The sequence below is a fragment of the Thalassotalea sp. HSM 43 genome (assembly GCF_004752005.1).
Lineage (GTDB): Bacteria > Pseudomonadota > Gammaproteobacteria > Enterobacterales > Alteromonadaceae > Thalassotalea_A.
This window is the reverse complement of sequence record NZ_CP038493.1, coordinates 3,940,239-3,965,969: the sequence shown is the minus strand read 5'-3', so window position 1 is coordinate 3,965,969 and position 25,731 is coordinate 3,940,239. Positions and strand designations below refer to the sequence as shown.

The following is a 25,731-nucleotide window of genomic DNA, read 5'->3' as shown; positions in this document are numbered from 1 at the left end:
AATTTGTTGTAAAAATCATCATTTTAACTGGCTTTATTGCGTTAGCCTTTGTTAAACACCGCATCATCATCGATCACCTGACATAACGCCTTGGTTAGCTGCGCCAATTGTTGCTCACTGATCACAAATGGCGGCATGATATATATTAATTTACCAAAAGGTCTTATCCAAACGCCATGTTCAATGAATTTTTGTTGAATAATCGCCATATCAACAGGGTAGTTGGCTTCAATAACACCAATCGCCCCTAATACCCGAGCATTAGCGACATTAACATGATCATTTAACGGCAATAGTGCCTGTTTTAATGACGCTTCAATGTGTTGTACCTTGGTTTGCCAATCCGTTGACATAAGAAGGTCTAGACTGGCATTTGCTGCTGCGCACGCCAAAGGGTTCCCCATAAAGGTCGGCCCATGCATAAACACACCGGCATCACCTTCACTGATGGTGTTGGCCACGTCCGCGCTGCAAAGCGTCGCGGCCAATGTCATATAGCCACCGGTGATGGCTTTGCCTAAACACATGATGTCCGGGCTAATGTTGGCGTGTTCACACGCAAACAGCTTCCCGGTTCTACCAAATCCGGTGGCAATTTCATCGGCAATAAGCAAGATACCGTATTGATCACACAAAGTGCGGCATTGGCGTAGGTATTCTGGATGATAAAAGCGCATTCCGCCTGCGCCTTGTACGACAGGCTCTAGTATAAGAGCCGCTATCGACTCGTGATGCTCATCTAACTGTTGTTTAAGCGAGGCGATATCACTGTCATCCCAGCGTTGGTCGAAGCCTATTTGCGGCGCATCGGCAAACACGTTTTCGGCAATAAAACCACTAAACAACTGGTGCATACCGTTTACTGGATCGCACACGGACATGGCGGCAAAGGTATCGCCATGATAGCCATTCTTAATCGTGATGAATTTGGCTTTGTTGGCTTTACCTAAACTGTGCTGATATTGAATCGCCATTTTCATTGCAACTTCGACCGCAACTGAGCCACTATCGGCGAGAAATACTTTATCCAGTCCGTCAGGGGTGATGTCAACCAACTTTTGACCGAGTTCGATAGCAGCTTCATGGGTTAAACCGCCAAACATAACGTGGGAAAATTTATCAACTTGTGCTTTGATGGCGTTATTGATGATCGGGTGATTATAACCGTGAACAACGGACCACCAAGACGACATACCGTCGATAACCTTAGTTGGTTTATCCAACCCCTGGCCGCAAAGCGTTAGATAGACGCCTTCGGCACTTTCTACCATATAAGAAGCTAAAGGTTGCGTCATCGATGTATAAGGATGCCACAAATGGTTTTGATCAAAACGTAATAATTCTGTATATTTTTTAGTCATTAGTAAACAAATGCCGAGCTTAATAGTTGACAGCTTAGGTAAGAGGGCTAGACTAGCGCCTTATAAAAGCAATTGCAATATTCTCAAACAAACACAGCTAAACGCGCTAGATACCGTGAATATGCGCATTGCATCACAACGATAAATTATTACCCAGGGGTACATTCCGCTATGTCCACACATTCTGAAATTCGCAACAACTGGACGCTTGCTCAAGTTAATGCATTGTTTGACATGCCTTTTAACGATTTAATGTTTCAAGCGCAAACGGTTCATCGTCAACACTTTAACCCTAATGAAGTGCAAGTTAGTACCTTGTTGTCGATAAAAACCGGTGCCTGCCCAGAAGATTGTAAATATTGTTCCCAAAGCGCGCGTTACAGTACCGATGTCGATAAAGAAAAACTCATGGAAGTCGAAAAGGTATTAGAAGCAGCGAAAAAAGCGAAAGCGCAAGGTTCGACACGTTTTTGTATGGGTGCCGGTTGGCGTAACCCTAAAAACCGCGATATGCCACATATCGTTAGCATGGTTAAAGGTGTGCGTGAGCTTGGTATGGAAACCTGTATGACGCTAGGTATGTTATCAAAAGAGCAGGCCGATACACTGCAAGAAGCCGGTTTAGATTATTACAACCATAACTTGGATACCTCGCCTGAGCATTATAACCAAATCATCACCACCAGAACCTATCAAGACCGACTTGATACCCTCGACAACGTTCGTAACAGCGGCATGAAAGTGTGTAGTGGTGGTATTGTTGGTCTAGGCGAAAACGCGGTTGATCGCGCCTCGTTATTGATGCAATTAGCAAACTTAGAAAAACACCCTGACAGTGTACCAATTAATATGTTAGTAAAAATCGAAGGCACGCCACTAGCGGACGTTGATGACTTAGATCATTTCGATTTTATCCGTTGTATCGCCGTCGCGCGTATTATGATGCCAAAATCCCATGTACGTCTATCGGCAGGTCGCGAAGCGATGAATGAACAAATGCAAGCCATGTGTTTTATGGCTGGTGCTAATTCAATCTTTTATGGTTGCAAGTTGCTTACCACGGGTAACCCTGAAGCCGACAGTGATATGGCGTTGTTTAAGAAACTTGGTATTAACACCGAACGCGTACAAGCAAGTACCGAAGCTGAGCAAGCGCAGCAAGAAATGGATATTCATACCGCCATTGTTGATCAGAAAAACAAGGACTTGTTTTACAACGCAGGCTAATTATGGCGTTTCATTTTATAGAAAATGCCTTACTGCAATTGCACAAACAAGGGCGTTATCGACAAACAACGACCGTTGCTAATAATGTAGGTCGATTGATCACGATTGATGATCAAGCCTTACTTAATTTTAGCAGTAACGATTACCTTGGCATTGCCAGCAACAGTGACGTTAAACAAGCGTTTATTGATGTTGTTAATAGCCACGGTAGCGGTTCTGGCTCCGCCAGTTTGATCAGTGGTTTTTCGTCGATTCACGCACAGCTGCAAGAACGTATCGCAGATTGGTTAGGGCATCCTAAGGCGTTGCTGTTCAACAGCGGTTTCGCAGCCAATAGCGGTGTGTTGCATGCACTCGGTCAGCCACAATGTGATTATTTTCTTGATAAATTAAGTCATGCGTCGTTAATTGATGGTGCCTTCTTGTCAAAAGCGCAAAGTAAGCGCTTTTTACACAATGATATCGAACGATTGCAAACCTTACTTAGCCGCTCCACAGCCGACAGCAAAACCGTTGTTGTTGAAGGGGTATACAGTATGGATGGTGACATCGCACCATGTACGGAGATCACAGCGTTATGTCAACAACATGGCGCCAACGTATATGTTGATGATGCGCACGGTATCGGTGTGTTAGGTCCACAAGGTAGTGGTACATTAAATCATTTAGGCGTGAACAAAACAGCCGATGTTATCGAGGTTATTACCTTTGGCAAAGCATTGGGCACTCAAGGTGCGGCTTTGGTTGCAAGCGAAGACGTTATCGACTTTGTCACCAATCATAGCCGCGAGTATATTTACTCAACCGCAATGCCAGCTGCATTAGCCGCAGCGACATTAAAAAGTATCGAGATTTGTCAGTCACAACATTGGCGACGAGAAAAGTTGCAGCAATTAACACGCGACTTTAAACAAAAACTAGATTCAGACATTACACTCACCGACAGTGATAGCGCCATTATTGGTGTATTATGCGGTAGTGAAGAAAACGCACTTTACTGTCAACAAGCGTTATTGGAGCGAGGTTTTTTTGTTAAAGCAATCCGCCCACCAACCGTCGAAAACGGCAAGTCAAGGTTACGCGTAACCATTAACGCAAACCATAATGATAATGATATCAATGAGTTAGCAAAACATATAAATGAGGTGTTGGGTTCATGCCTGACAAAGTAAAAAATTCAAAAATCGCTCGTTCGTTTGGTAAATCGAGTAATTCTTACGATAGTTCTGCGCGATTACAGCGTTACAGTGGCCAACAAATCTTGTCTTTTCTGCCGGAAGAAGAGCAATTAACTGTTGTTGATTTAGGCTCAGGTACAGGCTTCTTTAGCCATATAATGGTGCAGAAATTTGACGCGGTTTTCGCCGTTGATTTATCGGAAGACATGTTAGAGTTCGCGCGCCAACATCGCGATGAACGTATACGTTGGTTTCATGCTGATATGCACCATTTGCCATTTGATGATCACAGCGTCGATGTGGTTTACTCAAATTTAGCGGTGCAATGGAGCAGCAATTTTGCGGCGTTGCTTGAAGAAGTGCATAGGGTACTTAAGCCTGGTGGCCGATTTATTTTTACCACCTTGCTTGATGGTACCTTGAATGAACTTAAACAAGCCTGGTCGGTTGTCGATTGCGATAAGCATGTCAATGACTTTAAAAGCTTAGAACATATCGAATCTGACATAAACAATAGCTGTTTTAGCGTCAATTCACTGGTTCAACATCCTTTGCGACTCGATTATCACAGCGTTAAACATTTGGCGTGTGAATTAAAAGGGCTAGGTGCCAATCACGTCGCCGATAAATCTCGTAAAGGTTTATCAGGTCGACATGCATGGCTAAATATGGTCAACGCTTATGAAGCGATATGTGTCGATAATAGCAGTATTGTCGCGACCTACCAGTTATGTTTAGCTCACTTAACCAAACCGTTAACCAGTAAAGCTTAAAACAAAAGCCTTCAAACACTTAGCCCTAAACCATAGGGCTTAAAGAGTAGTAAGCGATGAATCAAAAGTTTTTTATTACCGCAACCGACACGGATGCCGGCAAGACGTTGTTTGCCACGGCATTGATCCAAGGCTTAGTGCAGCGCCAGAAAAAGGTTCAGGCATTTAAACCCGTATCTGCTGGCTGTGAGCGTGTTAATGGTGAGCTTGTTAATGGCGATGCCAAGAGTTTATTTTATGCCGCCAATATGGGGCAGAGCATACAGTCCATTAATCCCATAGCGTATCAAGAGCCTATTGCCCCACACATTGCCGCAGCCAGTTCTGGTGAGTCGATCACAGTAAGTAAAATCCAACAGCATTTTCAATCATTAACGTCGAAGCGTGCTGATTATATCGTTACCGAAGGGGCTGGTGGTTGGCGGTTACCACTCGGCAATGGCGAGTCATTGGCCGATTTTGCTATCGCCGAAAATATGCAAGTCATTATGGTTGTTGGCATGAAGCTTGGCTGTTTAAACCATGCGTTATTAACGTATCAAGCGATTAAAGCAGACGGCTTGAACGTTGTCGGTTGGGTAGCAAATCGGTTAACGCAACCGGCAATGCCCTATATTGAAGAGAATATCGCCGAGTTAGCCCGCTTAGTTGATGCACCTTTATTGGCTGATATTGGCTACGTAGAAAACGTAGCAGACGCGGTAAACTGTATTCAATATGAGTTACTCGATTTGAGAGTCGACACAAGCTCTTTGAATGTCAAAAACAGCTAGCGCTAAAGCCAATTTAAAAGCGAGCTTAAAGCCGCACAGCTGCCAATTTCAAAGGCAGTTGCTAGGTTTGATGTTACAAATTAGTCATATTTATCATCAGGCGTTTTGATTACAATAGCTTTACATATCCGTTACGAATTTCTGCGGAGTATTAAAATGAAGCTAACCATGTTTAAAAACAAAGTCCATTTAATCAGTAAGATCATTGTTATTTTAGGTTGCGTATCCTTGTATACGACCAGCCCAAACGATATCAGTCTTGCCCTTGTATTTGCTGCTGCCGGTGTCAGTCTATATACCGATTAACCTGACACCTAGCCGCGCAAGGTTATCTATCTTGCTAACGTTGTTGTTATAAATATCCCGTCATCTTTCTTTCTACCTACCTGTTCCAATGCAAATGCAGCGATGTTGTAAATCACCAAGCGCTGTTGTTATTACCATGTTTATCTCGTATTTAGTTGCCCTTAGCGACAAATTCATCTACAAATTAAAGGGTTAACGAATCTCTTGGAGTGGAGCACTTGGATGGGTATTGAATTTATCGACGGCATATTAGCATTTAATGGTTTTCATGCTGTTAGCTTTGGCATATTGGTGTTATTTGTTGGTAAACGCTTAAACCAAAAAGTTGGCTTTCTACGCGAATTTAGTATTCCAGAGCCGGTTACTGGCGGTATTCTATTTTCGGTTATTTTTACCTTAGTCTATTTAATAGCGGATATCGAAGTAACCTTTGACCTATATTCCAGAGATGTATTGCTGGTCTACTTCTTCACGACCATAGGCATTAACGCCAACCTCAGAGATTTGCTTAAAGGCGGCATACCTTTGCTGATTCTGTTAACCGTAACGGTTGGTTATATCTTTGTGCAAAACCTCACCGGTATTACCATTGCGAGGCTATTTGATATGGACTCAGCGGTTGGTGTGCTAGGCGGCAGTGTGTCGTTAATCGGTGGTCACGGTACGGCCATCGCTTGGTCACCAAGAATTGCCTCAGATTATGGCGTAGAAAGCGCCATGGAAATAGGTATTGCATGTGCTACATTCGGTTTGATTTTGGCAAGCTTGATGGGTGGTCCGATTGCTAAATACCTAATTAAAAAACACAATTTAACCCCAAATGAAGAAGATACTTCGCTTAGTAGCGACGATGATGCAAAGCACAATAATACTATCGATTCTCATGCCTTTCTTGATGCCATATTGGCCATTCATATTTGTGCTTTCTTAGGTATTATTCTAAATGAGGTTATCGAGCAAGCGGGCTTGCAGTTACCGTTATTTGTTACCTGTTTATTTGCCGGTATTATTGTGACTAACATTATGCCGAAGAAATACCCTCGTATTAGTGGTCTTGAATGGCCGAGTCGTTCACCGGCCATTCAATTAATTGCTGACATGTCATTAGGTACCTTCTTAGCGATGTCGTTAATGAGTATGCAATTGTGGGCATTGGTCGACTTAGCCGGTCCAATCATGTCGATTTTATTGGCACAATTTGTGGTGGCGATTTTAATCAATATCTTTATTGTCTTTAAGGTGATGGGCAAAAACTATGATGCCGCGGTGATATGTTCTGGTTTTGGCGGTATTTCGCTGGGCTCTACGCCAACGGCAATGGCAAATATGTCCGCCGTATCGAAACGTTACGGTACATCAACGCTGGCCTTTATCGTTGTTCCTTTGGTCTGTGCGTTCTTTATCGACTTAGCCAACGCACTTATCATACCGTTCTTTTTGAGTAGTTTTTAACGGCTTGGAGATTTTCCTGATTGTTTAAAAATGGTATAAAATTAAGATAGTTAGCGTATCTTATTAAAATAAATCGAGAAGTGTGTAGTTTCTCGAACCAATGATGTTCACTGGAGTGCTATGTATATGACGGGTAGAAGTGTGGCGCATAGTTTATGTGCCTTGTGGTTGTTTTTATCACCAGCTACTCAGGCTGCCGACTACGTTGGCACCCAGCAATGTGCAACCTGTCATGAACAGCAAACCAAAGCCTGGAAAGGGTCTCATCATGATCTTGCCATGCGCCATGCCAAACCCGATGCGGTGCTGGGTGATTTTAACGATGCCACGCTACGCTTTAATGGCAAGGAAAATCGCTTCTTCAAACGTGAGCAGCAATATTGGGTTCATATCGAAGGCGCGGATGGTAAGTTTCACGACTATCAGATCAAATACACCTTTGGCATTCACCCATTACAGCAATACATGGTTGAATTTGACGATGGCCGGGTACAACTCATTCCATTTGCATGGGATGCAAGAGACAAATCTGCCGGCGGTCAACGTTGGTTTCACCTATATCCACAATTTACCGATCATCGAGAAGAGTTTTTTTGGACCAATACCGGGCAAAATTGGAATTACATGTGTGCCGATTGCCACTCAACCAATGTAAAAAAGAACTTTGACGCAAAAACAAATACCTATAACACCACATTCGATGAAATAAACGTTGGTTGTGAAGCCTGCCACGGTCCAGCTAGCGAACATATTACCTGGAGCAAAACGCGAGATAAAAATACGCCATTAAAAGGCTTTGATCGCACGGTTGTCAAATCGGTAAGTGAGTGGATAAAACAGGATAACGTTAGCACCTTACAACCAAAATCGATTAATGAAACACAACAAACCCTAGTTTGCGCGCAATGTCATAGTCGTCATGTACAAATCAGCGGTGAAGACCATGTTAGTAATAAAGAGCTGGGGCAACGTTATATCCTAAGTTTAATTAACGCTGCGTTATATTACCCTGATGGGCAGATATATGATGAAAACTATGTCTATGGTTCATTTTTACAAAGTAAGATGAGTGCAAAAGGTGTGGTGTGCAGTAATTGTCACGATCCCCATAGCGCTAAGCTGATAATGCCGCAAGACGTTGTATGTCTGCAGTGTCATGAATCTCAAACATACAATGATACCGCGCATCACAAACACCCTGAGGACAGCGCTGGTAGCCAGTGTGTAAATTGCCACATGGCAGAGACCACCTATATGCAAATCGACCCCAGACGGGATCACGGTTGGCACATCCCAAGACCAGACTTTGCCGTAAACCTCGGCGTCAAAGATACCTGTCTTGGTTGTCATGACGATAAAAACAGTCAATGGTCGTTAGAGCAGGTCAATAATTGGTACCCCAATTCTGCCATCACCAGTGAACGCCACTTTGCCCCGGTATTTGCTGCCGCGGATGTAGGCATGCCGCAAGCGGCAGATGCCTTGTCTCATGTGTCGCAAAATAAACAAAATGCCAACATCATTCGTGCCTCCGCACTCGAGCGTATGGCAGCCTTTAATAATACCAATACCATGATAGCCATTGCGCGAGGGGTAAAAGATCCGGATAGTAACATTCGGTTTGGTGCCATTCGCGGTGCCGCTGGACTTGAGTTAAATAAGCTGTGGCGAATCATTGCGCCATTATTAGACGACAAGGTACTAGCAGTGCGCGCTGAAGCCGCCTACAGTTTGGTACGTTTTTGGTCGCAATTATCCAATGATCAACGACAACAAATGACCCCAGCACTTGATGACTACATTACCCTGCAAGAATATAATCGTGATCGCGGTTTTGCTTATTCAAATTTGGGCACCGTATATAGTTATCAAGGCGATATGGAAAAGTCTGAGCAGATGTTTTTGGCGGGCATTAAGCAAGAACCTGTTTTTGCCGGATCCTACATTAACTTAGCTGAATTATATCGTCGCCAAAATCCAAATGGCGCACATCAAAAGTCGATAGAGGTGTTAGAGCAAGGGCTTGCAGCGGTGCCACGCAATGCTGAGATACCCTATAACCTTGGACTGGCCAATATACGAGCGCAACAAAAAGCCAAAGCCAATCAATATTTTCAAATGGCGGTCGAACGAGAACCTAACAATGGTCAATACCTGTACGTATATGGTTTAAGTTTGGAGCAAACCGACATCAAACGTGCACAGAACATGCTGCGGCAAGCGTTTTTAAACAGTCGCAATCCAGAGCATCTGTATGCGTTGTGCGATATGCAAATTCGTTACAAAGCATTTGCTGCCGGGCAATGTATTGAAGAGCTAGCGCAATACGCGCCACAACAAGTTATTGAGCAATTACAGCAAAGACTGAATGCGCAGTAACACCATTTAATCGCATAAAACTCTTTATAAAAACGCAATTTTTGAACGTATTTATGTTTTTTTAGCGAACTCAGCCTTGCTTTGTCTATTATCTATCTATTCTTAATAGTGTTGTAACGTCGTAAATGACGGCTACAACAGTTTGCTATCCATCACAGGCGATACGTTATGTTGAACTCTAACAAGAATGAGGCCCTTTCATGTCAGACAGTTACCAAGCGATACTAGAGCTTAAGCGACAAATTCAGCAGTCCGTTATTGGTCAAGAACATGTAGTTGACGCATTACTATTAGCATTATTAACCAATGGTAATGTCTTATTAGAGGGATTACCGGGTACAGCGAAAACGCGCTCTATTAAAAGCCTCGCCAATACCTTAACGGTAACATTAGGGCGGGTACAATTTACCCCTGATTTATTGCCGTCTGATGTGACCGGTACTGAAGTATATCAAGAAGTGGATGGCAAACCGGTTTTGACCTTTCAGAAAGGGCCGGTATTCAATAACTTATTGTTAGCGGATGAAATAAACCGCTCACCTGCAAAAGTGCAAGCAGCCTTGTTAGAAGCCATGGAGGAAAGACAAATTACGGTGGCAGGTAAGACCTATAAATTACCTGACTTGTTTATGGTATTAGCCACACAAAACCCGATAGAGCAAGAAGGTACCTATCCGTTGCCGGAAGCGCAAATGGATCGCTTCATCATGAAGATCAATCTCGAATACCCTGATGACGAAGCCGAGGCGCAAATTATTAAGCTGGTTCGTTCAGAAGAAAGCAGCACCAACGATACAGCAACCACCATAAACCCCGAGCATATATTTAAAGCCAGAGAACAAATCCATAACATTCACATGAGCGATGCCATGGTCGATTATATCGTAGCCATTATTATGGCGACAAGAAAACCGCAACGCTATCAAGACTCACCATTAGCCAGTTGGATCCAAGTCGGCTCCAGTCCTCGCGCCAGTATTGCCTTAGATAAAGCGGCAAGGGCCCATGCATGGTTAAAAGGCAAAGAGTTTGTTGACCCCGATGATGTGCGCAGTATCGTCCATTCTGTTTTACGTCATCGCTTGAGTTTAAGTTACGACGCCATGGCCGATGGCATCAGCGCCGACAAGGTGATCGATGAAATCCTTAATCAAGTGTCTGTTGCCTAGAGGTTATTACCGTGACTTCTAAAATCCCGCAATCGATTGCAGAAGAAAACATCTATACCAGCATTGAGCAATTGCGGCGAATGCAATACCTCGCCAAAGGCTTCTCGTTGCTACCACAGCAACCGGTCAACAGCGTCTTAGCTGGTCACAATGCCTCAAAATTGCGCGGTAGAGGCTTAAATTTTGAAGAGCTACGGCATTATCGGCCAGGAGATGATATTCGCTCTATGGATTGGAAAGTCACTCGTCGTACCGGCAAGCCGCACATAAAAGTTTATACCGAAGAACGCGAACGTAATGTCTATTTGGCAATTGACCAACGCAGTTCGATGTTTTTTGGTAGTACTGGAAAAATGAAATCGGTAATAGCGGCAGAAATAGCTGCGTTGTTTGCCTGGCGTGTGGTTGATTCTGGAGATCGTGTTGGTGCCATTGTTTATAACGACAATAAGCAAAGTTTTATTCCCGCTAAACGGGGAAGAGCGCACGTGGTTAATTTGTTATCTAGCGTGGTGAAACGCAATAACGAACTTAAAGTCGGTAAGTCCAGAGTCGAACCTCAGCAATCATTTGATCACATGTTAGCGAAACTCAGTCAAGTCTGTGGTCAAAATGCACTGGTGGTTTTTATCGGCGACGGCTACGGTTGGAGCGACAGTGCAGAAAGACGGGTTAAATCCATACGCCAGCATAACGAAATCATCTATTGCCATATCAGTGACCACTTAGAGCAACAATTACCTAGTATGTCGCAAATGGTGGTCAGTGATGGCGAAAAACAAATACAGTTTTCCAGCATGGATAAACAGATACAACATAAATACAAAGCGAGTTTGCAACAACAACTGAATGCTTACAGTCTGTTCGCGCGCAAATACCGCATTCCTTTGATTTCGATTGACACCTTGCAACCCGCTGAAAAGCAATTGTATAAGGCACTCGGGGGACAATAACTTGACCAGTTTTGATGCCCCGTGGGGCAATTACATGCTTAAAGAGCTTGTCGAAACATCATCCCCTGAGGCGATTAGTTGGTTACCGCAAACGCCCGGTTGGCTTGCCGTGGCACTATTATTGTTGCTTTTTTTGAGCAGAGCCGCTTACCGTAAACTTATCGACTATAAGCGCAATGCCTATCGACGGGATGCCTTAGCGTGGATTGAGCAATTGCCAACATATCAAGCGGATAACGTGGCGATAGGGTATCGGCAAATCCCCGCATTAATCAAAACCGCAGCGCTACATCACTTTTCTCGAGTAGAAGTAAACAACATCAAAGATGATGAGTGGGAAGTGTGGCTTGATAAACATTGCCAAAACAGTCGTTTTAAACAAACTTGTCCGCATTTATTGCGCCAACTCGCGCACGCGCCAAGTCTCGATATTAGTGAGCAGCAAATGCAAACCTTGCTGGCGCAAACCGAGCATTGGATCGCCAATCATGGACAACATCATGCTTGAATTTGCGTACCCATGGGCGTTTGTCTTGCTGGTGATTCCGGTAGTGATTTTCTGGTTAGCGCCGGCGCATAAAGAGCGCAAACATTCGGTGCAAATTCCCTATTTTGTGCGACTGGTTGATGTTACCGGCGAAACACCACAAACTGGCGCGGTCATCATCTCACGCAAAGTCTTACAACGTATTATCGTCGCATTAACCTGGCTTTGTTTGGTGGTTGCCATGGCCAAACCTGAAATCATCGGCGCGCCGATAACTCAGGAAAAATCCGCACGAGATTTAATGATAGCCGTCGATTTATCGGGGTCTATGTCGGTAGAAGATTTCACTAATGAGCAACAACAAACGGTCAATAGGCTTGCGGCGGTAAAACGGGTCTTACAGGAATTTGTTCAAAATAGAGAGGGTGATCGTTTAGGCTTGATCTTATTTGGCGATGCGCCTTATCTTCAAGCGCCGTTTACCGATGATATAGATACCTGGATGACCCTACTCAATGAGTCAGATATCGGTATGGCTGGGCCAAGCACGGCGTTTGGCGACGCCATAGGTTTGGCAATTTCGGTGTTTGAAAACTCTGCTACCGAAAATCGCGTGCTGATCGCGTTGACCGATGGCAATGATAACGGTTCCAAGGTGCCACCTGTCGATGCCGCTAAAGTCGCAGCGGCCTACAATATAAAAATATACGCCATTGCAATAGGCGACCCAAGTGCCGTCGGTGAAGAAAAAGTTGATATGGACGTCATCAACAACGTAGCTGACATTACGGGTGGTAAAAGCTATCAAGCCCTAAATCGCGCTGAACTTGAGCAGGTATATCAACAAATTGACGAGCTCGAACCGCAGTTATTTGATTCCTTATCTTATCGTCCACGCCGAAGCGTACATTTTTACCCCATCGCATTACTGGCCATAGTATATCTGTTGTCCTTGTCGGTGGTTGCGTTCAGAATAAAACGGACGCAAGTGGTCAATAAGGAGGTCAGTTAATATGGATCTCTACGCTGAACTGCTGCGCTTACAGTATTTTCATTTTTTACGTCCATTATGGCTATTGTTACTGTTGCCAATATTTTGGGTGATGCACAGTTTGTATCAACGTGACGACAGTCTCGGTGCTTGGCGCGGTTTGATGTCGACGCAAATCTTAGAGCATTTAACGGTTGCCGGTAATAATCAGCGTTGGTTTTCTCCTCAACGCGCGTCGTGGTTGGTCGCGGTGATCATTACCATAATTCTGGCGGGACCAAGTTGGACTCAGCAGCCATCACCCTTTACCGAAGATAAATCGGCATTAGTCATTGCCATCGACGTGTCCGAAACCATGCAACAAAGTGACGTACAACCGAGCAGGTTAGTCAGAGCCAAACAAAAGATCAGTGAACTATTAGCGCTAAGAGGCGATAGTAATACGGCATTAATCGCCTATTCAGGCAGCGCTCATATTGTTATGCCGGTAACCAATGACAAAGATATGATTTCGCATTTTCTTGATGCGCTCGACACAAACATGATGCCCGTTACTGGCAAGGCACCACAGCAAATTTTGCCCTTAGCTAAAGCATTACTCGGACCAACCGGCGTTCCGGGGACTATTTTACTTATCGGTGATGGTGCAAACGAGCAAGCAACGACCGCATTTGCGGATTTCTTTAGCAGCAATTCGCATCAACTGATTGTCTGGGCGATTGGGGATGCCAGTAAAATAGACAATGTTGAAAGTGGCTCAAGTTTAATACCCATGCAGCTTGAACAATTACAGCAATTATCGTCTGCCAAAGGCGCTAGGTTAATGATGATGAGTCATGATCAGTCCGACATCAAACAAGTCAATGGTTATATTAATAACAATTTGGTTATTGTCGATGATCAAACCACGCCTTGGTATGACTCGGGCTATCCTTTAGTGTTTATTGTTGCCTTTGTGTACTTGCTTTGGTTTCGACGAGGCTGGACATTGCAATGGTAAACCAGTTACTCAAACTAACCGATTATATTGAATCGATGCTCGGCCTCGCAGATAACTGGTGCAAGCGACATGCTTTGCTGCGTCGTGTACGTTCTCAGCGTAACAAGTTGGCTTGGTTAACTCTTGCGCTAGTGCTGGTTTATGCGGCGTTCAATCCTCATCAATTTAGCAGTTGGTGGTTAACCCGGGATCAACAAGGTCAGTTATTGTTTCAATTTAAACAATATCAGCTCGCCGCCAGTAAATTTAGTAACAGCCGTTGGCAGGCATACAGTTTATACGGTGCACAAGAGTTTGATAAAGCGGCGATAATATACAGTCAATATACTGACCTAGACGATATGTTGGCACGAGCCAATGCGATGGCACATGCGCAACGTTATGTGGAGGCGCGACAAGTATATACCGCGATATTAGAACAACAGGCAACGCATCAGGGCGCACAACATAACCTAAAAATCGTCCAGGATATTATTGATTCAATTAATTTGATGTCGGAATCTCAACAACCAGAAGAAGGTGATTCACCAAAAGAGTTGGGTGACGAACCACAACGAGCGGAAGGGGCTGAGAAAAAAGAGGCTAGGCAGGTGGAAATAGAAACGATGTCTGCTGAGCAATTGTTAAATGATGCCAAGCTAAATGAAATGTGGTTAAGACAAGTGCAAAAAAATCCTGCTCGTTTTTTATCGAATAAATTCCAATCGCAATTAACTAACCAACAAGTCGCAGACCCTAGCACTAGCAATGGCACAGGCACAAGCTCTGAAACAGAGGAGACCGAAAATGAATAACTGGTCTCGATGGCTTGTTGGTTTGTGCCTTTGTATATGTTGCTGGCAAACTATGGCTACAAGCATCGACGAATTGCTGCAGCAAGAAAAGCTTTTTGTCACCGCAACACTAAAAAATGAACAACCTATTATCGCTAAACAAGCGGTAACGATATTGATTGAGTATCAAACGGACAGATGGTTTGCCGGCGGTAATTCAATCGAAGACTTTGAAATGTCGGGTATTGTTAAGCTATCGCTAGACTCGCAGGCTACCAACAGTTCGGTACGAAAAAATGGCCAAACCTATGCCAGTCAAATCCGAGAGATCACATTATATCCAATGCAAGCGGGTATATATGAGCTACCGCCTATTATCGTCAATGTTGCTGTTAATAGCGAACAAGGCGTGGTTAAAGGTCAAGTAACGACCAAGCCAATCGAATTTGAAGTTATGTTGCCAAAGGCGCTTAACGGCATAGATGAGTATGTTGTCAGTGAGAATTTTGAGCTGCAGGTAAGTGGTGAGTTTGAGCAGGACAAAGCCTATAAAATAGGTGAAGCGGTTACTCAGCGTTATCAGTTTAAAGCCGCTGGCGTGCCGGCAATGATGTTACCTAAAATCAAAACAATATCGATACCAGGTGTGGGATTGTACCGTAATAAGCCAGTGTTAAAAGATGAAGACAATCGTAATATATTAACTGGATACCGTACTGAGCAAGTCAATTTTATCTTTGAAGAAAAAGGCCAATATACAATCCCTGAGCAAGTATTTTATTGGTGGAATCTAACCACCAACCGTCTTGAAACACAGGTTATTGAAGCACAAAGCTGGTCTGTATCATCAGAAGTCGTTGCCGGTCATAAACCGCAAACTAAATCGCTTAAACAATCCCTAATGGACGTCGATTTAATAACGCTTGTTACGCGTTTTCTGTTAGCGCTGTTCGTGCTCAGTGTTTTGTATTGGCTGTATTTGCGCCTGCATTGGTTACAGAGCAGTTATCAACGCATCACTCAGCTTGGTTACCGTCTACGTAAAGCTAAGTTTTTGACCGCCGTGACAGAAAAAAAGTATACGCTTGCCTGTGAGACGCTTTACCAAATCGTTAATCGCCTTACAGAATCTCGTCAACAGACCGTGAACTCTGCACCTATTGCCGCGATCAGCCGTGTTAGCAATCAAGATGAGATGGCGTCTGATGCGACAGACATAGAGGCTAACCTAGTACTCAGAGCGCACTTTCGTCAATATCACGATGAACACGCCTTACAGACAGTAGATGCATTATTGGCAAATGGTTTTGCGCAACCTATTGAAGAATACCCAGGTCAAGAACCCTCATATCAAGAACGTCTAGGTCAAGAACGCCAAAAACCACATACCATCAGCATCAGTGCCGCCAAACGTTTACTGGCATTGATAGACCGCCACAAAAAACGCAGGGCGTCGGCAAAGCCATCAGCACCTATCAACGTCAATCCGCGTTAGCCATTCGCTGATATTTTATACACCAAGCAACACTGCTTTTTTATCTTGGGTTTTTATCGGCAGTTTTTCATGATTAGCTTTTCATCGCTAGCTAAACACCGACAGAGCCGTCTCTCCCCCTTAAAAAACACACTTTATTAAGCCGTCATCTCGTAGCAAAACCGTGCGATTGAACTAAGCTTAAAGACATTCAGCGTTTTTGTTAATAAGAACAGAGTTTTAACGCCTAATGTTAACTAATCTCCCTATCCAAAAAACTTATCCAGTGAGTCACAACGATTGAGGGTTAAGCAGTGAAAACGACGAATTTACATCCCAGTATGCTGTGCATCATTGGTCTAGTGTTTTTAGTGGGCTGTGAGCAGCCTGTAGAAAAAAAACAGGTCATTAAAAAAGTAAAAGCGGTACAAATCGGCGCGTTAAGTGGTCTTGAAAAGCGTGCATTCCCAGGTAAAGCAAAAGCGGTTGATGAAGCAACCTTGTCTTTTCGAGTATCTGGCCAAGTTGAAACCCTTATCGTTAAATCAGGCGACATGGTCAAAAAAGGCGATGTTATGGCCACCCTTGATGGCACCGATTACCAAAATAGCGTGCGAGTGGCACAAGGATTGTTAGCTGAAGCCACAGCGGCAAACCAAGACGCTGCGCGAAACTACAAACGTTTATTAGAAATTCAAGAAAAAGAGCCAGGCGTCATTAGTCAGTCAATGGTGGATAGAGCCCAAGCTGAAGATGCCATCACCTATGCCGCTAAAAACAGCGCCGAAGCTTCACTACAGCTTGCCATGGACCAACTTTCATACGCGCAATTACTCGCTCCATTTGATGGCGAAGTCGTAGCGACATACGCGGAAGCGTTTGAAACAATTATTGCTAAGCAGGGCATTTTACGTCTGATAAATAGAGACTCAATGGAGTTTGAGTTTGAAGTTCCTGAACGCTTGATTGGCTATGCCAGTATGGTCGAAGAAGCGCGCGTGGTGTTTGATGTAAATCCTGATGCAAGTTTTGCTGCAACAGTAAAAGAAGTTGGCCGGGAAGCATCCCGCAGTACCAGAACCTACCCAGTAACGTTAACGTTAGAAGGTAACAACGCCATTGAGGTTTTACCTGGTATGGCTGGCAAGGCTTATATCAAAGCAACGTTGCCTGAAGAATCTGTCTATACCGGCATCGATATTCCGGCTACTGCGTTATTTTCAACTGGCGAGATGAAACAAAGCTATGTTTGGGTGGTAAACGAGAACGTTCTAGAAAAACGTCAGGTTGAGGTATTAAGACCGACTGACTTTGGCATCAAAATAGCCAGAGGTATTAACCAAGGTGACTGGATCGTTGTCGCTGGGGTTAATTCACTTAGTGAGAATCAACAAGTAAGAATCATGGATGCAACTGAGACTCACTAAGGCACTATTATGAATATCACCGCATTTGCAATTGAGCGCAAAAAGCTCACCATGTTTTTTTCAATGCTGCTGTTTATTGGCGGTATCTTTGCGTATCACAACCTAGGCCGTCTAGAAGATCCAAATTTTACCGTGAAAACTGCAGTGATCATGACACTGTATCCTGGTGCCAGTCCTACCGAGGTAGAGCAAGAAGTCACCAATATCATCGAAAAAGCGCTACAAGAAATGCCCCAGCTCGACAACATTTACTCTTTGTCAAAAGCTGGCATGTCTATTATCAAAGTCGATATGAAACAAACCTACTGGGCAGATCGTTTGCCACAAGTATGGGATGAGATGCGCAAAAAGATCCGCGATGTAAAAGGGCAGTTACCAGCAAATGCGCTACCTTCAGAAATTATGGATGATTTTAGCTTTGTCTATGGTTTCGTGTTATCGATTACGGGCGATGGCTACAGTTATGAAGAGCTTGAAGACTACGCAGATGTATTAAAGAAAGAGTTGGGTTTATTGCGGGAAATTTCTCGAGCAGAGCTTTGGGGCGTGCAGCCTAAAGTTATCTATGTCGATATTTCAGAGGCGCAAATTGCCGGATTAGGCATTACAGAGGAAGCGATATTAGCCACCTTGGCGAATCAAAACTTTGTCGTTAACGCTGGTGCCGTAAATTTACCTGAACGTCGTATGCGTATTGAAGTTAAAGGCGAGTTTGATTCTTATCAAGATATCGGTGACGTATTAATTAGGCGCTCATTCTTAGATCTTGGCGTCAATGTAGCGCGAGATTTAAGCGAAGATCGCGGTTATGGAAAAGTAACCGATACAGAGATGATTCGACTTGGTGACATTGCCAATATACGACTTGGTTACTTAGAGCCTGCATTCACGTTAATGCGTTTTAACGGCCAGCCGGCATTGGCGATTTCACTGGCTAATGACGTTGATAGCAATATCATCAACACCGGTAAGGCACTTAATGACAAGATTGATGAGTTAGTCGCCGAATTTCCAGCAGGCATTAATGTAACCAAATTTCAATGGCAATCAGATTTAGTTAAAGAGTCTATAGATGCGTTTGCGGTTAACCTCGCCGAAGCGGTACTTATCGTATTGGTGGTGCTCACTATTGCCATGGGCTGGCGCATGGGGGTGGTTATAGGCGCAGGTTTAGTACTGACGATTCTCGGTACCTTTATTGTCATGTTGATCATGAATATTGAACTGCATCGTGTGTCATTGGGGGCCTTGGTTGTTGCCCTCGGCATGATGGTTGATAACTCCATTGTTGTCGCCGATGGTGTGTCGGTGCGGCTCAGCAAGGGCATGACGGCGAAAAAAGCGGCAATAGAAAGTGCAACCATTCCAGCCATGCCATTACTCGGTGCGACAATTATTGCGTCAATGGCATTCTACCCAGTGTTTAGTGCCAAAACAGATGCGGGGGAATATGCCCAAACGCTGTTTTTAGTGGTAGCGATTTCCTTGATGCTAAGTTGGCTGATTTCGGTGACCATTACACCATTGCAATGTATTCGAATATTAAAAGCACCAGAGAACCAGCAAGATGATCCCTACGGCAGTGGTTTCTTTAGGCGCTTTAAAGCGATACTTGTTGGTTTAATTAAATATCGCTTGTTTACCCTGATTGCTCTAATTGTCATGTTGGCGGTGTCGGTATTTGGCTTTGGTAAAGTTCCGCAACAGTTTTTTCCAGACTCGACACGAGCGCAGTTTATTGTCGATTACTGGGCTCCTGAAGGTACACCAATAGAAAGTGTTTCAGAGGATCTGAAACGCATAGAAGCTAAACTGATAGACGATGAGAGAACCGGCGACATAGGCACGTTTATTGGTTCCGGCGGTCCACGCTTTTACTTACCTGTCGATCCGGAATTTCCATATCAATCATACGCACAAATCATCGTCAATACGCCAAGTTTTGCTCAAGTAAATCCGCTTGTTGATGAAATGGAACCTTGGTTAAATGAACAATTCCCCGATATTCTTACCCGGGTACGTAAATATACCGTAGGTCCTGGAGATACGTGGCCATTTGAATTGCGTATAACCGGTCCAGTTGATGCTGACCTTACTGTGTTACGAGAACTTGCCGGTCAGGTGACTGACATTTTACACAATAATCCGCATACCAAACATGTTCGCACCGACATGCGCCAACGCGTGCAAAAAATAACGATTGCTTATTCTCAAGACAGAGCCCGTTGGGCAGCGGTTACCCGAGCCAATATTGCGTCTGCAACTTCACGTGCTTACGATGGTATGCCAATTGGTATCTACCGAAAAGGCACCGATACCTACCCAATCATTGCCCGCAACATTGACGAAGAGCGTTCGCGAGCAGCGGGCTCTTTGGATGTTATCCAAGTCAAACCAACAATGTCATTAAAATCTATCCCAATTTCAGAAGTCACTGAAAGGATTGAATTAAAATGGGAAGAACCAATTGTCTCGCGTTGGAATCGACGTCGCCAAGTGGCTATTCAGGCACAACCCGATGGCGAAACATTTCAAGCATTACGGGCACAGGTTATTGACGATATTAATCAAATTACTTTACCACCGGGGTACCAGTTTGAATGGGATGGCGAATACAAAAGTACCTTTGATGCACAGATGTCGTTAGTACCCGGTATGGCACCGACGTTTGTGATTATCTTATTGATCATTGTTGCGCTGTTTAATGCTTACAGACCGCCTATTATTATGTTTTTGGCGATACCTTTTTCGTTGATTGGCATTACCGCACTGTTCTGGCCAACCGGGACGGCATTTGGCTTTATGGCATTGTTGGGTGCGATGAGTTTGGTGGGCATGATGATCAAAAACTCCATTGTTTTGCTCGATGAAATTAACCTTAATATCGCAGAGGGAATGGAACCCTATGACGCTGTGGTCATGGCCTCGGTGTCCAGACTTAGACCGGTGTTACTTGCGGCATTAACCACAGTGCTTGGTGTGATCCCACTACTGCAGGACGCATTTTGGGTATCTATGGCCATGTGTATTATGTCTGGTTTAACCGCTGGTACAGCGATAACCATGCTGCTGGTTCCGATACTTTATGTGACCTTATATAAGGTAAAGACGCCAGATTAGTATACTATTTAAGCTATGTGACTGACTTAATAGCAATTAAACACACAATAAAATTACCGATAAAACGGATGTCAGAAGATGGTCGGTGCTCAGATCTAAGAGGAAATTAGAATGAAAAAGCTAACAATAAGCGCATTACTGACGACGATGTTTTCCATAAATGCAAGCGCTACAGGTTTATACCTAACGGAGTTAAATGCAACTGATGTAGCACTGGCCGGAGCGGGTTGGGCGGCGAGAGCAAATGACGCGACAACGGCGTTTAACAACCCTGCAGGTATGACACGTCTTGATACAGCCCAATATGAAGCGGCAATTTTGCCGATATACATTAGCCAAGGCTTTAGCGCAAACTCAAATAATATGACAGAAGGTACGACAGCTAATGCCGATGCTTGGTTACCCTCAGCCAGTTTTTTCTATGTTCGTCCGATCGATGATAAATGGTCGTTTGGCTTATCCATGGCAGGTTATTTTGGATTAGGTCTCGAATATGACGATGACTGGATAGGCCGCTATTACAATACGAAAAGTATTTTGCAAACGGTGGGCATTCAACCGTCGGTTGGTTATAAGGTAAATGATAATTGGTCGGTGGGATTGGGCGTTATACTTGGCTATACCATATTTGAGCAAACCGTTGCAGTGAAAAATATTGCACCAGACAGCGGTGATGCTGAGTTGGAGTTAAAGGACGAGGATACTTCGATTCAATTTAGCTTAGGTGTATTATACGAATTTAATGAGCGTACTCGCATAGGATTACAATACTTAAGCGAAGCTGAATTAGACATGGAAGACGTAACCGGTTTAAAAGATGCTGGGCCAATATTAACCAATATATTAGAGCAGAATGGTCTAAATGATATCTCATATGATTTTGAGTTTACCTTACCACAAGCCGTATCGGTTAGCCTGTTCCATCAAATAAACGATCGTTGGAACTTTTTGGCTAATGCGACATGGCAAGAGTGGTCTGAATTTGGTCAAATTGGCTTATTTGTCGATACCGAGGACAATATCAATGTTGATATCGATAAAAACTTTAATGATACCCATGGTGCATCCATAGGTGTGCAATACCAATTAAATGATCAGTGGATGCTAAATTCTGGCGTTGGTTATCACAGTGCTATGGTGGATACTAAATACCGCACCCCTGACTTACCGATGACCGAAAGCTACCGCTTTGGTTTTGGCGGTGTCAAAACGTTGAGCGAATCATCGACTCTTAAGCTTTCAGCGGAAATCTTGTGGTTTGGTGACTTTGAGGTTGAGCGTAATCGTGGCCCGGTTACTGGTCAATTTCACGCAGACTATGAAGATATTAGTATGACTTTCTTAGCGTTAAGTTACGCTAAAACGTTTTAAAACAAAGTCGTTTAGAGATGTAAAAAGCTCGTTTTCAAAGCGAGCTTTTTATTATTCGTTAAAACTTTAATGAGAATATAGTAGATAAAGCATCAAAAGACTGCTTCGATTACACTCTATTTAAGCTTAGCTAATTCGTTCATTGCCGCGGTTGCTAAAAATCCAGAACGGGTATGATAAGCTGGTTCGGTTGATACGGTATCATCAATTTTTTTGATCAGCAACTCAGGCAAGGTAACGTTTATTTTGTGACTTTTTCCTAAATAGGGGGTTACATCAATATCAACAACCGCCCAAACACCACCTCTAAATTCCATTTTACTTACGTGTGATTCAAACGACGAAGCAACTGGAATATCTTCATTATATTCAGCCAAGATGGATAAATGAGACTCAATAACACTGATCACTTTATCTAAAGCGTCATCCATTGTTGACGCTCTACATTCACAGCCAGGCATGTCAGCAACGACCACTTTATAGTCATTTTTCTCAGGGTTAAATAACAAAACAATAGGGAAGCGCATCAGCAGTATAACTCTTATTTAAGGGGAATTACTGATAACTCTAACAACTCTACATCAATAATTCAAGATAACCCCTATAACTCCTTAGATTTTTTTGTATACAACCCTGATAACTCTCGAGCGCTGACGGTGAGTAACCCCTATAACCCCACCTATCTGGTTGGTGATTAATCACATACAGCGAAGTTGTTAACAAGTAAGGGCATTTAGTTTGGAGTAGATAGCTATTGGTTTTTACTTGAATTGATAACGGCTTATCTACTGTGTTATCCACAGGGGCATTGCTCTTGTTATATGGCGGGGTTATTGGATGGCTGTAGAGTGAGTACCAAAAAATAACGTTGTGAATTCGCTTGGCTATTTAATACTATGAGGAACAAAACTTTTCTTACTTTGGATGGGTATATGAATCTTGTTTACTTGAACTTGATGACGTTAATGATGATGGTCGTGTCACTGTCTACAAACGCACAAACAGATGAAAATCAAACTACGGAAATGGTACAGAACGATAAAACAAAAATTGAATTAACCGACTCTATTGAGTCCGTAACTTCTGGGCAATTGAAAACCATAACCAAGTTTCCATCTAAATTTGTGACGAGTCGTCGTGTTCAAGTATGGTTACCCGATGGCTATTCTAAAAAATTAAAATACGCTGTTTTATATATGCACGATGGTCAAATGTTATTCGATGCATCTGTTACCTGGAACAAACAAGAATGGCAGGTCGATGAAGTCGCATCGTCATTAATCGCCAAACAGAAAACAAAACCGTTTATTGTTGTCGCGATTGACAATGGAGGCGATGATCATCGTCACAGCGATTACTTTCCAGAAAAGCCGTTTTTAAGTTTAACGAAACAGCAACAACAGATTGCGTATAACCAACGCCGAAATAGTCAGCAAAAAGTATTCGAGAATTCGGTAGCATCTGATAACTATTTAAAGTTTTTGGTAGAGGAATTAAAACCCTACATCGATGCCCATTTTTCAGTGTTAACCGACAAACAAAATACCGCCATTATGGGATCGAGCATGGGTGGGTTGATATCCATGTACGCGATGTTTGAATATCCACATGTATTTGGCGCAGCCGCGTGTCTATCCACGCATTGGCCCGGTGTGTTTTTCAGCGACAACAATCCGATCCCAGACGCCTTTAATCAATACATGGCAAAAGGTTTAGCTAATTTATCTGGCAATCGTATTTACTTTGATTATGGCGATCAAACATTAGATGCGATGTATCCACCATTGCAAAAACGCGTAGATGAAATTTTTAGTCAGTACGATAATACGCTATGGGTAAGTAAGTTTTTTCCAGGTGAAGAGCACAGTGAACGGTCTTGGGCAAAACGCTTAGATATTCCCATGCAGTTTGTATTTTCAAGTGAGGCTCGCTAAACAAAATCTACTAAATAAAGTCCACTAGACAAAAGTCGACTAAACTTTGTTTATTGAAGATGACAAAATAACAATTTAAACAATGATTTACCTAAAAATAAGTAAGGAAAGTTAATGCGACATGATAAATGGCATTGCCCAAAATGTGGTCATAAGGAATTTGAAACAGGTGAGATGCGTGTATCCGGAGGCTTTTGGTCTCGAATATTTGACGTACAAAACAAACGTTACTTTGCGGTTAGTTGTGAACACTGTCGCTACACCGAATTTTACAAAGGCAGTGCGTCAACCGTTGGCAACGTATTTGACTTTTTCACTGGCTAACAACCTGACTCGCTAACGACCTGACTCGCTAACAACGTTACTCGATGACAGTATAAAGAAGGTAAACAGAATGATGAAAAGTCTGATCGTCGCTTTGATGACATCTATCACCTCGGCGTGCATGGTCTTGCCAGAAACAGATAAATCCGCGGTATACCATTGTGCTGTGTCGACGGAGTTAAAAGTATTAAAAGTGGTTAATATCACCGAAGGCGATACAAGTTTTTATGAGTGGCAAGATGAGATGATATCGGTTATCACTATGCCAGCGAGCGCCATCATTTCGGCATCGTATGTGGCAATAAATAACGTTATCCATATTGGCGAGCGCGCTATTGTCTGCAGTTAAGAGGTAAGAGCTAATACGTAAGAGCTATGAGCTAGCACCTAACTTCTAAGGCCTTAACGACGGGCCTTTAACCGCAATGGCCATACATAACTCCCAGATAGTAGGTGAAAAATGATGCCTATTACGGCATCATTTTCATAAAGTCTTGATAGCCTTTCTGACTTTTAATAAACCATTTTGAGCTGCCGTCACCAACACCTTCAGTCACTAACGCCGGGTGCATGGTTACAACGTCTTGCAGAGCTGATTGTTGTTGCTCATTCGCGTCAATCATCAAGATGTGTTTACCCTGACGCAATAAGCCTTTGAAACGCTCAAATCGTTTATTAGGCATTTGGATACCAATAAATCCACCTTCCCAAGTACAAAAGCCAAGCACTACGATGGCAAGAAAGACAAACGGTAACCAGCCAGCTGCTGATTCAGTCCAGCCCATTAGATAAGCCGCTGTTAGCACTAATATTGCACCTATCGCCCCAACTAATGCGCCAATCTCGGTAGAGTGAACAACATCTTTCTTTAATACCGACTCGACTTCGTTTAGTTGATAACGTTGCACTGCGGCATCGTCTTCTGTTAATACATGCACTTGTGGCAAACTAAAGCCGTGCTCAATGAGGTCACTTTCGACGTCTTTGAGACTTTTAAGGTTTGTGGTTGAAAAGTAATGGCGGATCATAAAGCCTCCCGTGAAACACTTATTCCGTATTCGTAGTATGGTTACTGCCTTGAATATGGGTATCTATACGAAGCTGCGATTACAATAGTTCAATTATAGCACTTTGTTGTTTGCTAGGACTTATAACAACGTGCCTTAGACGGTTAACTTGCTAACATGAGCTAGCATAGCAATAACATGAGGCAACAGAAGGGGACGATGCAGAGAACCAAACGATACAACAAACAATAC

Annotated in this window: 23 protein-coding genes; 20 read left to right on the top strand and 3 right to left on the bottom strand. The window is 43.4% G+C overall.

Translation table 11 applies throughout. The features are described from left to right. Window positions 1-41: 41 nt before the first annotated feature. Window positions 42-1,361 carry an adenosylmethionine--8-amino-7-oxononanoate transaminase gene (bioA, locus tag E2K93_RS17435; protein WP_135440309.1) on the bottom strand — a complete coding sequence of 440 codons (1,320 nt, stop codon included), beginning with the start codon at window positions 1,359-1,361 and terminating at the stop codon, window positions 42-44. Between the two features lie 171 nt (window positions 1,362-1,532). Between bioA and bioB the strand changes: the two genes are divergently transcribed. From bioB to E2K93_RS17355, 17 genes are all read left to right on the top strand, one after another. Continuing rightward, window positions 1,533-2,588, top strand: a complete 1,056-nt coding sequence (gene bioB, locus E2K93_RS17430) for a biotin synthase BioB (RefSeq protein ID WP_135440308.1) — start codon at window positions 1,533-1,535, stop codon at window positions 2,586-2,588. 2 nt (window positions 2,589-2,590) lie between these two features. Next, window positions 2,591-3,760, top strand: a complete 1,170-nt coding sequence (locus E2K93_RS17425; RefSeq protein ID WP_135440307.1) for an aminotransferase class I/II-fold pyridoxal phosphate-dependent enzyme — start codon at window positions 2,591-2,593, stop codon at window positions 3,758-3,760. Continuing rightward, complete coding sequence (bioC, locus tag E2K93_RS17420) at window positions 3,745-4,539, top strand: malonyl-ACP O-methyltransferase BioC (protein ID WP_135440306.1); 795 nt, start codon at window positions 3,745-3,747, stop codon at window positions 4,537-4,539. Before E2K93_RS17425 ends, bioC begins: the two co-directional genes overlap by 16 nt. A 56-nt stretch (window positions 4,540-4,595) precedes the next feature. Beyond that, window positions 4,596-5,312 carry a dethiobiotin synthase gene (gene bioD, locus E2K93_RS17415; protein WP_135440305.1) on the top strand — a complete coding sequence of 239 codons (717 nt, stop codon included), beginning with the start codon at window positions 4,596-4,598 and terminating at the stop codon, window positions 5,310-5,312. A gap of 156 nt (window positions 5,313-5,468) precedes the next feature. Continuing rightward, window positions 5,469-5,618, top strand: coding sequence for a hypothetical protein (locus E2K93_RS17730; RefSeq protein WP_189637810.1), 150 nt, complete (start codon window positions 5,469-5,471; stop codon window positions 5,616-5,618). Window positions 5,619-5,840: 222 nt separating this feature from the next. Continuing rightward, the gene (gltS, locus tag E2K93_RS17410; RefSeq protein ID WP_228445399.1) at window positions 5,841-7,070 is read left to right on the top strand and encodes a sodium/glutamate symporter; all 1,230 of its coding nucleotides are present in this window, start codon (window positions 5,841-5,843) and stop codon (window positions 7,068-7,070) included. A 126-nt stretch (window positions 7,071-7,196) separates the two neighbouring features. Then, window positions 7,197-9,449 carry a multiheme c-type cytochrome gene (locus tag E2K93_RS17405; RefSeq protein WP_135440304.1) on the top strand — a complete coding sequence of 751 codons (2,253 nt, stop codon included), beginning with the start codon at window positions 7,197-7,199 and terminating at the stop codon, window positions 9,447-9,449. A gap of 200 nt (window positions 9,450-9,649) precedes the next feature. Continuing rightward, the gene (locus E2K93_RS17400) at window positions 9,650-10,618 is read left to right on the top strand and encodes an AAA family ATPase (protein ID WP_135440303.1); all 969 of its coding nucleotides are present in this window, start codon (window positions 9,650-9,652) and stop codon (window positions 10,616-10,618) included. Between the two features lie 11 nt (window positions 10,619-10,629). Next, entirely contained in the window at window positions 10,630-11,571 is a 942-nt protein-coding gene (locus E2K93_RS17395) for a DUF58 domain-containing protein (protein WP_228445397.1), read from the top strand. 1 nt (window position 11,572) lies between these two features. Continuing rightward, complete coding sequence (locus tag E2K93_RS17390; protein ID WP_135440302.1) at window positions 11,573-12,079, top strand: DUF4381 domain-containing protein; 507 nt, start codon at window positions 11,573-11,575, stop codon at window positions 12,077-12,079. After that, window positions 12,072-13,070: a vWA domain-containing protein gene (locus E2K93_RS17385; RefSeq protein WP_135440301.1), complete on the top strand. Its 999-nt coding sequence runs from the start codon at window positions 12,072-12,074 to the stop codon at window positions 13,068-13,070. The genes E2K93_RS17390 and E2K93_RS17385 overlap by 8 nt, the downstream gene beginning before the upstream one ends. Window position 13,071: 1 nt before the next feature. Further along, window positions 13,072-14,049 carry a VWA domain-containing protein gene (locus E2K93_RS17380; RefSeq protein WP_135440300.1) on the top strand — a complete coding sequence of 326 codons (978 nt, stop codon included), beginning with the start codon at window positions 13,072-13,074 and terminating at the stop codon, window positions 14,047-14,049. Then, window positions 14,043-14,843: a hypothetical protein gene (locus tag E2K93_RS17375; RefSeq protein WP_135440299.1), complete on the top strand. Its 801-nt coding sequence runs from the start codon at window positions 14,043-14,045 to the stop codon at window positions 14,841-14,843. The genes E2K93_RS17380 and E2K93_RS17375 overlap by 7 nt, the downstream gene beginning before the upstream one ends. 52 nt (window positions 14,844-14,895) lie before the next feature. Further along, window positions 14,896-16,317 carry a BatD family protein gene (locus E2K93_RS17370; protein WP_189637809.1) on the top strand — a complete coding sequence of 474 codons (1,422 nt, stop codon included), beginning with the start codon at window positions 14,896-14,898 and terminating at the stop codon, window positions 16,315-16,317. Between the two features lie 293 nt (window positions 16,318-16,610). After that, window positions 16,611-17,723 (top strand): efflux RND transporter periplasmic adaptor subunit, encoded by a 1,113-nt coding sequence (locus E2K93_RS17365; RefSeq protein ID WP_135440297.1) that lies wholly within the window; start codon window positions 16,611-16,613, stop codon window positions 17,721-17,723. Between the two features lie 9 nt (window positions 17,724-17,732). After that, complete coding sequence (locus tag E2K93_RS17360; RefSeq protein WP_135440296.1) at window positions 17,733-20,843, top strand: efflux RND transporter permease subunit; 3,111 nt, start codon at window positions 17,733-17,735, stop codon at window positions 20,841-20,843. A 111-nt stretch (window positions 20,844-20,954) separates the two neighbouring features. Then, entirely contained in the window at window positions 20,955-22,214 is a 1,260-nt protein-coding gene (locus E2K93_RS17355) for an OmpP1/FadL family transporter (RefSeq protein ID WP_135440295.1), read from the top strand. A gap of 116 nt (window positions 22,215-22,330) precedes the next feature. Here E2K93_RS17355 and E2K93_RS17350 read toward each other — a convergent pair whose 3' ends face one another. Continuing rightward, window positions 22,331-22,741, bottom strand: a complete 411-nt coding sequence (locus E2K93_RS17350; RefSeq protein ID WP_135440294.1) for a type II toxin-antitoxin system HicB family antitoxin — start codon at window positions 22,739-22,741, stop codon at window positions 22,331-22,333. A 405-nt stretch (window positions 22,742-23,146) separates the two neighbouring features. On the opposite strand from E2K93_RS17350, the gene E2K93_RS17345 reads away from it, so the two are divergent. From E2K93_RS17345 to E2K93_RS17335, 3 genes are all read left to right on the top strand, one after another. Then, window positions 23,147-24,148 (top strand): alpha/beta hydrolase, encoded by a 1,002-nt coding sequence (locus tag E2K93_RS17345; protein WP_228445395.1) that lies wholly within the window; start codon window positions 23,147-23,149, stop codon window positions 24,146-24,148. A 114-nt stretch (window positions 24,149-24,262) separates the two neighbouring features. Beyond that, a complete protein-coding gene (locus E2K93_RS17340; RefSeq protein WP_135440293.1) occupies window positions 24,263-24,472 on the top strand; it encodes a zinc ribbon domain-containing protein in 210 nt (69 codons plus the stop codon). 70 nt (window positions 24,473-24,542) lie between these two features. Continuing rightward, window positions 24,543-24,821 carry a hypothetical protein gene (locus E2K93_RS17335; RefSeq protein WP_135440292.1) on the top strand — a complete coding sequence of 93 codons (279 nt, stop codon included), beginning with the start codon at window positions 24,543-24,545 and terminating at the stop codon, window positions 24,819-24,821. Window positions 24,822-24,942: 121 nt separating this feature from the next. Here E2K93_RS17335 and E2K93_RS17330 read toward each other — a convergent pair whose 3' ends face one another. Further along, the gene (locus tag E2K93_RS17330; RefSeq protein ID WP_135440291.1) at window positions 24,943-25,500 is read right to left on the bottom strand and encodes an NAD/FAD-utilizing enzyme; all 558 of its coding nucleotides are present in this window, start codon (window positions 25,498-25,500) and stop codon (window positions 24,943-24,945) included. Window positions 25,501-25,731: the final 231 nt, after the last annotated feature.

Bases quoted from the DNA above. Each gene is read 5' to 3' on its own strand.
- bioA (WP_135440309.1), bottom strand. From the start codon at position 1,361: ATGACTAAAAAATATACAGAATTATTACGTTTTGATCAAAACCATTTG.
- bioB (WP_135440308.1), top strand. From the start codon at position 1,533: ATGTCCACACATTCTGAAATTCGCAACAACTGGACGCTTGCTCAAGTT.
- E2K93_RS17425 (WP_135440307.1), top strand. From the start codon at position 2,591: ATGGCGTTTCATTTTATAGAAAATGCCTTACTGCAATTGCACAAACAA.
- bioC (WP_135440306.1), top strand. From the start codon at position 3,745: ATGCCTGACAAAGTAAAAAATTCAAAAATCGCTCGTTCGTTTGGTAAA.
- bioD (WP_135440305.1), top strand. From the start codon at position 4,596: ATGAATCAAAAGTTTTTTATTACCGCAACCGACACGGATGCCGGCAAG.
- E2K93_RS17730 (WP_189637810.1), top strand. From the start codon at position 5,469: ATGAAGCTAACCATGTTTAAAAACAAAGTCCATTTAATCAGTAAGATC.
- gltS (WP_228445399.1), top strand. From the start codon at position 5,841: ATGGGTATTGAATTTATCGACGGCATATTAGCATTTAATGGTTTTCAT.
- E2K93_RS17405 (WP_135440304.1), top strand. From the start codon at position 7,197: ATGACGGGTAGAAGTGTGGCGCATAGTTTATGTGCCTTGTGGTTGTTT.
- E2K93_RS17400 (WP_135440303.1), top strand. From the start codon at position 9,650: ATGTCAGACAGTTACCAAGCGATACTAGAGCTTAAGCGACAAATTCAG.
- E2K93_RS17385 (WP_135440301.1), top strand. From the start codon at position 12,072: ATGCTTGAATTTGCGTACCCATGGGCGTTTGTCTTGCTGGTGATTCCG.
- E2K93_RS17380 (WP_135440300.1), top strand. From the start codon at position 13,072: ATGGATCTCTACGCTGAACTGCTGCGCTTACAGTATTTTCATTTTTTA.
- E2K93_RS17375 (WP_135440299.1), top strand. From the start codon at position 14,043: ATGGTAAACCAGTTACTCAAACTAACCGATTATATTGAATCGATGCTC.
- E2K93_RS17370 (WP_189637809.1), top strand. From the start codon at position 14,896: ATGGCTACAAGCATCGACGAATTGCTGCAGCAAGAAAAGCTTTTTGTC.
- E2K93_RS17360 (WP_135440296.1), top strand. From the start codon at position 17,733: ATGAATATCACCGCATTTGCAATTGAGCGCAAAAAGCTCACCATGTTT.
- E2K93_RS17355 (WP_135440295.1), top strand. From the start codon at position 20,955: ATGAAAAAGCTAACAATAAGCGCATTACTGACGACGATGTTTTCCATA.
- E2K93_RS17350 (WP_135440294.1), bottom strand. From the start codon at position 22,741: ATGCGCTTCCCTATTGTTTTGTTATTTAACCCTGAGAAAAATGACTAT.
- E2K93_RS17345 (WP_228445395.1), top strand. From the start codon at position 23,147: ATGAATCTTGTTTACTTGAACTTGATGACGTTAATGATGATGGTCGTG.
- E2K93_RS17340 (WP_135440293.1), top strand. From the start codon at position 24,263: ATGCGACATGATAAATGGCATTGCCCAAAATGTGGTCATAAGGAATTT.
- E2K93_RS17335 (WP_135440292.1), top strand. From the start codon at position 24,543: ATGATGAAAAGTCTGATCGTCGCTTTGATGACATCTATCACCTCGGCG.
- E2K93_RS17330 (WP_135440291.1), bottom strand. From the start codon at position 25,500: ATGATCCGCCATTACTTTTCAACCACAAACCTTAAAAGTCTCAAAGAC.